The organism is Pedobacter sp. PACM 27299 (assembly GCF_001412655.1).
Lineage (GTDB): Bacteria > Bacteroidota > Bacteroidia > Sphingobacteriales > Sphingobacteriaceae > Pedobacter.
In genome coordinates, this window is record NZ_CP012996.1 from 337,092 (window position 1) to 349,047 (window position 11,956).

The 11,956-nt window shown below is 41.3% G+C and carries 7 protein-coding genes; all 7 read left to right on the forward strand.

The window, feature by feature from the left end; genetic code table 11:
- Position 1: 1 nt before the first annotated feature.
- The 7 genes from AQ505_RS01370 to AQ505_RS01400 are packed head-to-tail and all read left to right on the forward strand — an operon-like array spanning position 2 to position 11,947.
- A complete protein-coding gene (locus AQ505_RS01370) occupies positions 2-1,030 on the forward strand; it encodes a DUF5007 domain-containing protein (protein ID WP_062546521.1) in 1,029 nt (342 codons plus the stop codon).
- 31 nt (positions 1,031-1,061) lie between these two features.
- On the forward strand, positions 1,062-4,208 hold the full coding sequence (locus AQ505_RS01375; protein ID WP_062546522.1) for a SusC/RagA family TonB-linked outer membrane protein: 3,147 nt from the start codon (positions 1,062-1,064) through the stop codon (positions 4,206-4,208).
- A gap of 18 nt (positions 4,209-4,226) precedes the next feature.
- Positions 4,227-5,732, forward strand: coding sequence for a RagB/SusD family nutrient uptake outer membrane protein (locus tag AQ505_RS01380; protein ID WP_082461371.1), 1,506 nt, complete (start codon positions 4,227-4,229; stop codon positions 5,730-5,732).
- A 36-nt stretch (positions 5,733-5,768) separates the two neighbouring features.
- Entirely contained in the window at positions 5,769-6,557 is a 789-nt protein-coding gene (locus AQ505_RS01385) for a hypothetical protein (protein WP_062546523.1), read from the forward strand.
- A gap of 38 nt (positions 6,558-6,595) precedes the next feature.
- The gene (locus AQ505_RS01390) at positions 6,596-8,203 is read left to right on the forward strand and encodes a DUF5008 domain-containing protein (RefSeq protein ID WP_062546524.1); all 1,608 of its coding nucleotides are present in this window, start codon (positions 6,596-6,598) and stop codon (positions 8,201-8,203) included.
- Between the two features lie 28 nt (positions 8,204-8,231).
- A complete protein-coding gene (locus AQ505_RS01395; RefSeq protein ID WP_197286275.1) occupies positions 8,232-10,007 on the forward strand; it encodes a LamG-like jellyroll fold domain-containing protein in 1,776 nt (591 codons plus the stop codon).
- 35 nt (positions 10,008-10,042) lie between these two features.
- Positions 10,043-11,947 carry a M60 family metallopeptidase gene (locus tag AQ505_RS01400; protein ID WP_062546526.1) on the forward strand — a complete coding sequence of 635 codons (1,905 nt, stop codon included), beginning with the start codon at positions 10,043-10,045 and terminating at the stop codon, positions 11,945-11,947.
- Positions 11,948-11,956 lie beyond the last annotated feature (9 nt).

Sequence of the window (11,956 nt, forward strand, 5' to 3'; positions counted from 1 at the left end):
CATGAACAATAAATACTCATTCACATCATTCTATATGCTTTTCATAGGGATTGCAGTAATGATGACTGTATCCTGCAAAAAGGACCTTCCTGATGACCGTTTGGCATTGGGATCGGATGCCATTTTTACAGCAAGCCTCTATAGCCCTGTATTAGGGCGTAATACCCTTTTTACCGATAATTTTAATTCTGGTACAGGTTCAGGCCTACCACTGGATTTTAAGATTATCAATATGCGCAGAAGAGATGGTTCTCCAGCGCCTGAACTGACAGAAAACTTTCCTGTTACCGTCTGGAAGAAAGCTTATACCGGTAAGGAGACTTCATTAGAAGAAATTGAATCCAAACGTGCAGTAGAAAATCACCCGCTTTTTGAAATTCGTCAGCACTCTGGTCAGTTTCTTATGTGGTCAAATTCAAATTCTTCCTTTGTTAAAGCACGTCCTGATTCAGGCTATGTGTTTGATGTGGAAGTTTCTAACTCTGGTGGTAGGAGGTATTTCAGAGATTTTAAACTGATGCCATATAGAGAACGGGCTTTTGAGCCTTCTAACCTTGATCCAATTACGGGCCAGGCACAATCACTGGGGGTAATGATTTCTGAGATGTCCAATCTGAAAGGCGAGCGGAGTTTTATCAGCCCTTATGACATTGAAGCTGTTTTTAACAAGAAAAACAGTACAGGTAATTCGCTGACTTTCAAATTTAAAGATTCCCTGAATAATGCGATCGATCCGGCATTGTTTAACACCACCAAATGGAAAGAATTGGTACATGGATTTAATATGAAAATGACTAAGGAAGCGGTGACCTATGATGTGTCTTATCCCATTCCATCGGTGGAATTCCCTACCATTTACACCAATCCTAGTGGAACCAGATCAAGAGCCGTATTCCGATATGAAAGACTCGGTTACGGAAACAGTTTGATCCAGGCATATATGGCTATGGACTTCAGTATCTATGAACGTGGAGATTGGGAAATCATCTTCAAGTTTAAAGGAGAGCGTCCAAAATTTACCAATGACTAACCAAGGTTATAATTTTTAATATAAATCAGATATGAAGTATCTAATTATAGTGTTTTCTTTACTCCTGCTCTGCGGCTTTAATAAAGAGGTATTTGCGCAGCAGAAGCAAGTGATCATACAGGGAACTGTTTTTGATAAGGCCGAAAAAATCGGAATGCCCGGCGTTAACATTCAGTCCGGGAGCCCATTGAAAAGTGTGGGGGTGACGAATGAGAAGGGACAATTTTCTGTGAGTGTTCCAGAAAATGCAGAACTGTTTTTTAAATATATTGGCTATACCACGGTTAGAAGAAAATCGGATAGCAAGTCAAAAATGAGTATCTATTTAGCGGAAGAGCAAAGTGCGCTAAAAGAAACGGTAATTATTGGTTATCAGACCAAAACCAAGGAAACGAGTACAGGATCAAGTGTGGTAATCACCGCCAAGATGATCCAGGATGTACCGGTTGCCAACTTAATGGAATTGATCCAGGGTAAAGTTCCTGGTTTGAACGTGCAGAACAACAATGGATCTCCAGGGATGCGTGGATCTATTAACTTACGTGGTTTATCTAGTATCAATGTTCAGGAATCTGGAGGATCAGCCTTTTTAACACCAACATCACCATTATTTGTAATCGATGGGGTGCCGATTGAGGATACTGAGACTTTTGATTATGGTTTCCAGCAGTCGGGTCCAGGTATTAGTCCACTATCCCTGATTCCAGCGGAAGATGTGGAAAGAATTGAGATCCTTAAGGACGCGCAGGCGACCGCATTATACGGTTCCCGCGGGGCTTATGGGGTGATCCTGATCACTACCAAACGTGGAAATTCAAAAGTACCGATCATCAAATATGTATCCAACTATTTCATGAACACTATTCCTAAATTAAGAGATGTGATCGGTGGTAGAGGAGAACGTGATATGCGTGTCAATCAGATCTTAATGAACGACAGTAGTTACTACCATGCGATGCAAATGATCAATGGAAGTCCTTTTCTGGCAGATAGTTTGAACTCTTTTTACAACAATTCTACAGATTGGCAGTCGTATTTCTTCCGCAGAACTTATAACCAGTCGCACAACGTAGACATCTCCGGTGGTGACAACACGTTCAACTATAAAGTGAACACTGGTTATTACGATGAAAAAGGAATTGTGGAGAACACGGGACTGAGCCGTGTAAGTTTAAATATGAACATGCAGTACCAGCCAAGTCAGAAGTTCCGGATGTTTGCCAGTATTAGTAATGCCCTGGCTAAAAACAGTAAAGGAAGCGGAAACGGCTTGCTGCAAAAAAAGGCAGCTGATGGCGGTTCGCAATCTTCGTTGCTTCCGGCGCCAAGTCAATATACTTCGGTAAATTCTGTACTGGCGAGTAAGCAGACCCAAAATGAGAATAAGACTATTAATATGGTGGCCAATATGGACTTACGTTACGAGTTTCTGAAAAATCTGGCCGCTTCTACTAGCTTTAGTTATACGTATGCTTCCGGAACGGAGGATAATTTTGTACCTGCGGCGATCAATAACAATGCTGGAGAACTATACCTCTACAACGATAAAAAAGTAGCCTTATACAACAGAAATACGCTGGCTTATAACCTTTCAATTGCTGAAAAACACAACATTAATGCAACGGTATTTAATGAGTTAACCTCCACCAAGTTTTCTGCAGATGCAATGATCAACAGAAATACCGTGAATGATTATATTCATGGCCCTACTATGGGTTACAGTTATCCTTTCTCTCCGGGTGGTACACTGGATAATTTCTTTGACCGTCGTTCTGTGGCTTTTGCTGGATCGTTCTCTTATAACTATATGCAGAAATATGTATTGGATTTAAGTTACCGTCTGGATGGAACTTCTACCAACGGACCTGAGTCCGGTTATGCTAAAAATCCTTCTATAGGCGCAAGGTGGAACTTTAGTAAGGAAGATTGGTTATCAAAAATTAGCTGGCTGGATTACGCTTCGCTAAGGGCAAGTTATGGTAGTAACATTGTGCCTACAGGAACCATTTACGATGTGTATGGCCGTTATGTTTCTTCCGGTAATTACAATAACAATCCAACGGTTAGTCTGGATCTGAGAACTGTGCCAAACATTGCATTAGAGCCAAAATCTACTACCACTTATAACCTTGGTTTCGACGCGGGAGTCTTTAACAACAGAGTAAATGTTGTTTTTGATACTTACTGGAAATATGTTGACAATGAGCTGAGAGGAAAAGAATTGGCAACAATGAACTCTTTTGAGAAGATTTCTACTAATGAGATGAGTTTTATGGTTCGCGGTTATGAACTTGCCATTAACTTTAAACCGCTGTCAAACAACAGTAAGTTGAACTGGACGATCGGCATCAACGGGGATTACCGTAAGGAAATCTTAACTGGTTTGCCAGATGGTGTTAGACAATTCATGATAAAAGATGCAAATACTGGTCAGAACATTTTATACCGTTTAGGTAGAAACACCCTTTCTAACGTATTGCTAAATACAAATGGTGTGTATTCGAATACCGCTGATGTGCCTGTAGATCCAATTACTGGATTAAGGTACCGTACCGGAACTGGTGGTAATGTAAAATACTTCCAGGGTGGTGATCCAAGATGGACTGATTTAAATGGAGATTATGTATTGGATGATCGTGACCTGGTATCTGTAGGTACTGCGCAGCCTTCCATGGTTGGAGGTATTAACTCCAGCATGATTTACAAGCAGTTTAGTTTGAATATCAACCTTTCCTATACTTACTTGAGAGATATTTTGAACAATGCTGCGGCCCAGCGTTTTCAGAACTTTGGTTTTCCAACTTCACTGAAATCATTGACGCCTCTGGTAGAATATAACTTCTGGATTAATCCAGGTGATGTAGCCACTTATCCTAATCCTTTTGATTTTACTCGTCAGGCGGTGATTAGACCTTTCCGTTACGACCAGACCCTGTTCCAGGAAGATGGCTCTTACCTGAAAATTAATGACGTGACCTTCGGTTATACCTTCAAAAAAGAGTTGACAAAACGTTTCGGAATTACCGGATTACGCTTGTACCTGACTGGAAGAAACCTATATACGTTTACCAACTACTCAGGTCCGAATCCGGAGAGTGTAGATGCCTTGGGTAGAGATGATTCAGGAGGATATCCAAATAGCCGTTCTTATACCTTCGGTTTAAATGTTCAGTTCTAATCTCAATCCTATTTAAAGATGAAAAATTTCAAATATATAATAATCGGGCTTTGCTGCAGTGTAACACTGTTTTCAGGCTGTAAGAAATTTCTTAACGTAGTGCCGATCGATAACCTGACCGGAAACAACTACTGGCAAAATAAAAAAGATGTAGAGGCCTATACTTCAGGATTGTATCAGCAGTTCCGTGCTAAGGTGGCGGGAGAGAATGCAAAGGCTTTTTATTTAACATTCGATGTTAGAAATGCGCCAATTGTTGCCGCTGCTTCACACCTGAACCTGCTGGCTGGAGGTAATATCAGGGCCTTGCAGGGCAATTCGGAGTGGGGTAAAGATGCTGCTTATGGCTATTACAGAATGACCGACTGGAAGGCTTTTTATGACATTATTCAGGCAGCTAACATTCTAGTCGCTCAGGTAGATAAAATCCCTACAGCTACTTTCTCTGAGAATGATAAAAAGCGCTACCGTGCAGAAGCTGTTTTCATGAGAAACTTATGTTATTTATTTATGGTGAGACTGTATGGGGATGTACCTTATTATACTGAAGCTTACCATACTACTCCTTTGCCTAGAATGCCGATGGTAGAGGTATTGGAGAGATGTATTGCAGACATGGAAGCGGTAAAGGAAGATTTACCCTGGACTTATGGTGATCAGTCTATTGTAGCGATCAGAGCTACCCGCGGGAGCGCATTGGCACTAATGATGCACCTGAACATGTGGGCTGCCGCTTTTGATCCAGGCAAGGCTGAGGCTCATTATAGGAGTACAAAAGCATTAGGTGATGAGCTGCTGGCTAATCCTGGTGTACATGAATTGCTGCCATTAGAAAGGACTAAAGAAATCTTTAAAGGGCGTACCAAAGAAGGGCTTTTTGAAGTGCTTCAGAACTCTAACTATGGAGAATTCTTTAATATAAGATCCAACCTGGCCAGTATCATGACGTATTATCCATACCGTGGAACGGTGACCAAAACTACCAATGATGGTTATTATACCACCAAATACATGGAAAGTATTTACCCAAGCAGTGCTGGGCCAGACAAGCGTTTAACCACCTGGTTTGACCAGCCTTTCAGCGGGAATAACAAATTTCAATTTTTAAAATTCATCAACGTATATGGTGGAGAAGGAGTTTCTGTAAGAAATGACGATAACATCATCGTGTTCCGATATTCAGATGCCATTCTTTTGGCTGCCGAAGCTGCTGCTGAATTGGAAGATGTTGGAGAAGGACAGCGTTTGGTTAACCTGGTTAGAGTAAGGGCTGGCGCATCGCTAATCACCACTACCGGAAGCGACCTGAAAGATGATATTTATATGGAACGCTGTCGCGAGCTAATGGGAGAAGGACATTATTACAATGACCTGGTACGTACCAAGCGCATCATGAATATTAAATTCAATTTGTCGAAAGTAATGTCGGTGAGTGATTTTATCCAGGGCGGATGGACATGGCCAATTTATGAGGATGCCTTAAAGAATAATCCATATATGAAGTTGAATGAGTTTTGGAAATAATGATTAGCGGATTTTGCGCTATTAATAAAGAAAAACATGTATAAATTAATAAAAAGCCCCCTGTTAAGTCTACTGCTTGTTTTGTTGGTGCTTACAGCTTGTAATAAAGACAAATATTTTTTAGATACTGGTGTACATAAAGCAGAATACGATGGCAGTATCCTAAGTTATCTAAAATCAAAACCTGTTTACTTCGACTCTTTGGTAAGGGTGATCAACCTGGCAGGCATGAACGAGATTTATGAAAAAGAAAACCTGACCTTTTTTGCGCCACCGAGTGCATTGGTGCATAAATCTGTAATGCGATTAAATCAATATTTAAGGTTCAATGGTCGTGATACGGTATCTCAGCTGGAACAGATTAAGCCCACGGTATGGCGTCAGATGCTGGCACTTTATACTTTCAAAGGCACAAATCGCCTGAAAGACTACCAGCAGATTGATACCACTTCCATTCTGGCTTTTCCAGGACAAGGATACAAAGGCTACGGAAATCTGGATGAAAAGCTAAACAAAACCATGAATATTGGCGTGATATTTAATGACGCGGCGGGAGTTAAATATGCAGGGTATAGACAAGTGGTCTTGTCTTACATCACCGACTTATCTCAGCCTACCCGCTATTTGAACTACGCTCAGGTGGCCAGTTCTGACATTGCACCAAACAATGGAATTATTCATGCTTTAAGTATTATGGGGATAGGCTCACTGAAGCTGACCGTTGGTGGAGACATGATTTACTATAAGTATCCCCTGTATTTCGGTTTTGATGCGGATGACTTTGTCTTGCTGGCCGTTGCAAATGGAATCTCTCCAAAAAAATAAACAGGATTATTTAGAAAGGACTATTAATAGAAATAAAGATGATATCAATTAATACAAAAAGATTCGTGGTGCCGCTTTACAGTCTCATGCTGATGGCTGCTTTAACGATGCCTTCCTGCAAGAAAGAACCGGTAATCGCAGATCCTTACGAGGGAGGTAAACAACCACTAGGCATAAAATTCGCAAATGAACTGGCGATTCCGGAAACCGGAATTCAGGGAGAGGAGGCTACATTTAAGGTAAGGGGACTTAAGCCATTTGAAGGGAAATTCCAAATCCTTTTGAATGAGACGGAAGCGGAGATCTTAAAATTAACAGATAGTACCGTTACTGTTAAAGTTCCGCTTACGGCAAGTACAGGAGGAATTACTGTGGTCGCTGATGGACAAACTTTTTTTGGTCCTTCTTTTCCAATAGAAGGCAGATTGAGCATTGATCCTTCGTTTAAAGTGATCAGCGGAGCTAATGGGCCGATATTCGGGATGATCCCTGCAGACAACAACTATCTGATGGTGGGCGCGTTTTCGGATTTTGATGGAAGAGCGGCGTTAAAACCGGTGAATGGTATTTCTATGATGAATAGCCAGGGTGATTTTCAGCCTCTGATGTCTGCTCGCGGTGCCGAAAATGGTGCCTTGTTCTCTGCTAACCGACTGGATGGAGGAAAATTGATCGTTGCAGGAATCATGGACAGTTATAACCGCAGAAAAGGGATCAATGGCATTACCCGCCTGAATAGTGATGGTTCTTTAGATTCCTCAAAAGTGGCGGTGATTAATTTAACGCCTGATAAACCACTAAATGGATTTGATACGGTAGCCACCTTTAATGGAGGAGTGAGTGGAATTATCAGGAAATCATTTGTTAGAAATAACAAGATTACTGTATTGGGGAATTTTGAATATTACCTGCGTTATTTCTATGACAGATCTACTAGAGATGAGAAAAGAATAGACGCCACCAAAATGAAACACATCGCCAGACTGAAAGAAGATGGCACTATGGATTCTACTTTTAATTTTAATATGGTGACCAGACAAGGTAATGAGAGTCTGAATGCTTCGATATCAGATGCCTTTATGCAGGATGATGGTAAAATTGTAGCGATCGGAGAGTTTACTACTTTTAATGGTGCAGCAGCAAACCGCATTGCCAGAATCAATGAAGATGGAACTCAGGACAAGACTTTTAACGTGGGTACCGGAGCAGATGATGTCATCACTTCCATTACCTATAACCGTGTGAAACGAAAAATTCTAATCACTGGATTGTTCAGAAACTTTAATGGAAAGCCCAGCAATGGAGCGATCATGTTGAATGAAGATGGCAGTGTAGATCCATTTTTCAACTTAGGTCAGGTTACCGGTGGCATTGTCACTTTCGCTCATCAGCTGAACAGTGGTAAGATCATTGTTTCTGGGGGCTTTAAAAGCTATGCTGGTGTAGTCAGACAAGGATTTATGATCTTAAATCAAAATGGGACACTTGCACCTGGATACAACAATACGGGTACCTTTCAAGGTTTGATCTCTACGGTAATTGAAACGACTTCTGCCTTGGGCAACCCGGCAGTTATCCTTTCTGGATTTATCAGCAAGTTCGATAATAAAAGGGTTGGTAGTGTAGTCCGTGTCGAAATTAAGTAATAGTTGCACCTTATAAATGAATATTGATATGATCGGAATAGAAAAACATACGGCAACGAAATGGAGGAGAGGATGCCTTTCTCTTGTGGCATTGATTGGCGTATTAATCGCAGGAGCTTCCTGCAATAAAGATTTTCCAAATACTTTACAGAAAGATTTTAAAAATGATACTGCTGGTGTAACCCCTAAAAAAGCAAAGGTCCTGTACCTCATTTTAGATGGAGTTCGTGGAAAAGCACTTAAGGCGATACAAGCGCCTAACATGACCCAAATTTATAAGCGGTCAATCTACGCGTTCGATGCGCTCACAGATTACGAAGGAATGGGAACCACCAATGCCGGAAGCTGGGCAAATATGCTCACCGGGGTGACCCGTTCTAAACACAATGTGACCAGCGAAGACTTTGTCGGCAATAAACTGGCACAGTATCCAAGCTTGTTCTCTACGATTAAACAAAGTAACAATGGTAAAACGAGAACTGCTGCCTACAGCGCAACATCTGCTTTTGCCAATAACCTAACCATCGATGCGACGGAAAATAAAATTTTTGCCGGTGACGATGTAGGCGTGAAAACGGCCTTGATCAAGGAATTGGAGAACCCGGATGCCACATTGGTATTGGGAGAATTTGGTTCAGCAGAGACTGCGGGTAAATTAAGTGGTTATTCGGACACAAACCCGGCTTATGTAAATACCATCCTAAAGTTAGATACTTATATCGGTGAAATCATGGCCGCTCTGGCTAAAAGAAAGAGCTTTGCAGATGAAAATTGGTTGGTGGTGGTCGCTTCGAATAAAGGTGGGGTATTGCCTCCGGATCCGTCAGTCACAGATAAAACAGTGTATGCAGATGATGCCCGCAATAGTTTTATCGTTTTCTACAACCCAAGATTTGCAACGAACTTTATCCCTAAGCCGGATTCAGATAAAATTCCTTTTTCAGGAGTAGGTCCACGTCTGGCAGGAAATGTCGATACCAAAGGACAAGCAGTTCTAGGTAACGATGCTGGCTTGTATAACTTCGGTACAACAGGTGAATATACCGTTGACATCAGGGTGAAAATTAACAGTACAGCCAGTAATTATCCAACTATTTTAGGGAAACGTGAAAGCTTTACCATTGGTAAACCAGGCTGGGTGTTTTTCTTGGAAGGTGACATTTGGCAGTTAAATGTTGGACGTGTTGGTGCAGGAAATGTTCAGGCAAATGGTGGGAAAATCCGCGATGGCTACTGGCATACTTTAACAGCGAAGTTTTATAAGGATGGATCCACCCGTAAAGCAAAAGTATTTACCGATGGGGTATTAAAAGCAACCATTGATATTACTGCATGGGGAAGTCTAGATTCACCAGCACCATTAACTCTAGGTTATATAAATGATGGTGGTGGACAAATCGATGTCTCTTACAGTAATTTACAAATCTTTAATGTACCTGTTGCTGATGAAGTGATTACGGCAAATTCACGTCGCACAGTTTTAAATCCAGGTCACCCTAATATCAATAACCTGATTGGTTACTGGCCATTAGATGAAGGAATAGGAACGGTAATGTTCAATAAATCAACACTAGGTGCGGGCAAGAACTTCAATATGGTAGGCAATGCCGTATGGTCTTCTTTTAGTGATTATAGTCCGAATCTGGATGCGGTTATTTCTGATGCATTTTTTAAGATCGTTCCAAATAACGTAGACATTCCTTTCCACATTTATCAATGGTTAGGTGTTCCTGCACCATCAGGTATTTCCCTGGAAGGAAAACTATGGAAAACAACTTTTACTGACCTTAAGCTGCCTTATTAAGGGCTGCTATTGTTTACAATATTTAAATTTTCAATATGAAAAGCTTTAATTTTTTATTCAAAATCAGCTGTTTTATTTTAATCATGGGCTTGGCCTCTTGTAAAAAATATGGATACAGTTTTGAGGATGGAACGGATAAACCAAATGATAATCCGCTAACAAATATACAGGTCGATACGGCGATGTCCAGAGTAGATCGAAGCTTGTATCCCAGGGCACGTGTTTTTCCAGGCTTAATGGAGCCGCAGGAGATTCGTCTGAAAGACCAGAAGTTGATGATGAATTTCAACTATGTGGATGTACAGCCTAGAATGCTAAGGATGAACATCACTCCAGATCCGCAGTTCAGTACAGGCTTTTGGGCTCCTGCGGGCGAGCTGATCAAAATTGTATTGCCAGCAGGTATAGAAGGACTAAGTGTTCAGGTAGGTGTGCATACAGATAATTTGTCGGCCATCTCGCCATTGCGAAGAGATCCTTTAATTACCACCAGAAAGCAGTTGTTTCCTGGAGTAAATTATATCCGTAACCTTTATGGCGGAACGGTTTATATCAATGCTTCGGTAGCCATTACAGCACCGGTAGAGGTAACCTTCTCAGGTGTAGTAAAGGCACCTGATTTTATATTGGGCGAAACTAATGATGCAGATTTTGCAAAGGCAGTGGTGGAATCTTCTGTACCATGGTTAGAGCTTAGAAGTAAAAATGTGATCTTCAGTTTACCAAGAGATTTGTTTCTCCGCTACCCACTAATGAACGCAACAGCTTTGATGAGAGAATGGGATGTCATTATTGACAAAGATTATTATGAGTGGATGGGTTTATCAGCAACAACCACTGATATGACACAAAGAAGTCCGGATCTGCCTTGGCGCGTGATTTTAGATATACAGCCTTCCGTAGGTTATGCGCATTCAAACTATCCTGTAGTGGCACAGCTGGACGACAACTGGTTTACTGAGTTTACTACTTTGGCCGAGTTAAAAAATGGGGGTAACTGGGGTTTCTTCCATGAGATCGGACACAATTGTCAGCAGCCAGGAATGTGGAGCTGGGAAGGTTTAGGAGAAACCAGTAACAATCTTTTTGTATTTAAAGGTGCAAACAGAAATGGTACCATAGCCAGACACCCTGCATTATTGGAGCAGTTCCCTAAATCTCTGGCCTGGGCTGCAGTAAGCTCTACACCAAATCTAGCGAAAAACTTCAATGACAACGCCGATGCTTTCTTTAAGATTCTTCCATTTGTACAGATTTTTGAGAAACTAGGTTATAATGCCATGACTTATTTATACAAGGCAGCAAGAACAGCAGATCGCTATTCTATGAATGATCAGGATCGTCAGGACTTTGTGTACGAAAAGTTCTCTGAGTATGCGAAGCTGGATTTACAGACTTTCTTTGATTCGTATAACATCAGACTGAGTTCATTGTCAAGAAAAAAAATCTCTGGCCTTTACCCTGCCTTAACCACACAAATCTGGACTTATAACCCGATTACGAAAACCGGTGGTACGGCTGCGATTGTGCCTACCTATACGGCTAGTTCTTCACAAAGCAATGAAGGTTCTGTGGCTGCGATGTTTGATGGGAGTACCGCTACGTATTGGCATTCGCAATATAGCCCAACCCCTGACGCAACCACTAAAAAGCCATTCACCATTAACATGGATATGAAAAAGCTGGTTTCAGCAAAAGGGATGTCTTTCACACCAAGAATAAACTCTGGGGCTGAAAGACCAAAAACAACAGAGGTTTATACGAGTCCGGACAATGTGAACTTTACTCTAGTGGGTACAGTGGTGATTGCAAATGCGGCTACGCCTACTACGATGACTTTTACGGATCCTCAGAAGGCAAGGTTCTATCGCGTGGTGATTAAAGATATGTGGTCTACAGGTGATTATGCCTCCCTTTCGGAAATCTCCTTTATTAATTAAGTTTTTTTG

Coding starts and splice junctions, on each gene's coding strand:
- AQ505_RS01390 (WP_062546524.1), top strand. CDS start 6,596: ATGATATCAATTAATACAAAAAGATTCGTGGTGCCGCTTTACAGTCTC.
- AQ505_RS01385 (WP_062546523.1), top strand. CDS start 5,769: ATGTATAAATTAATAAAAAGCCCCCTGTTAAGTCTACTGCTTGTTTTG.
- AQ505_RS01375 (WP_062546522.1), top strand. CDS start 1,062: ATGAAGTATCTAATTATAGTGTTTTCTTTACTCCTGCTCTGCGGCTTT.
- AQ505_RS01370 (WP_062546521.1), top strand. CDS start 2: ATGAACAATAAATACTCATTCACATCATTCTATATGCTTTTCATAGGG.
- AQ505_RS01400 (WP_062546526.1), top strand. CDS start 10,043: ATGAAAAGCTTTAATTTTTTATTCAAAATCAGCTGTTTTATTTTAATC.
- AQ505_RS01380 (WP_082461371.1), top strand. CDS start 4,227: ATGAAAAATTTCAAATATATAATAATCGGGCTTTGCTGCAGTGTAACA.
- AQ505_RS01395 (WP_197286275.1), top strand. CDS start 8,232: ATGATCGGAATAGAAAAACATACGGCAACGAAATGGAGGAGAGGATGC.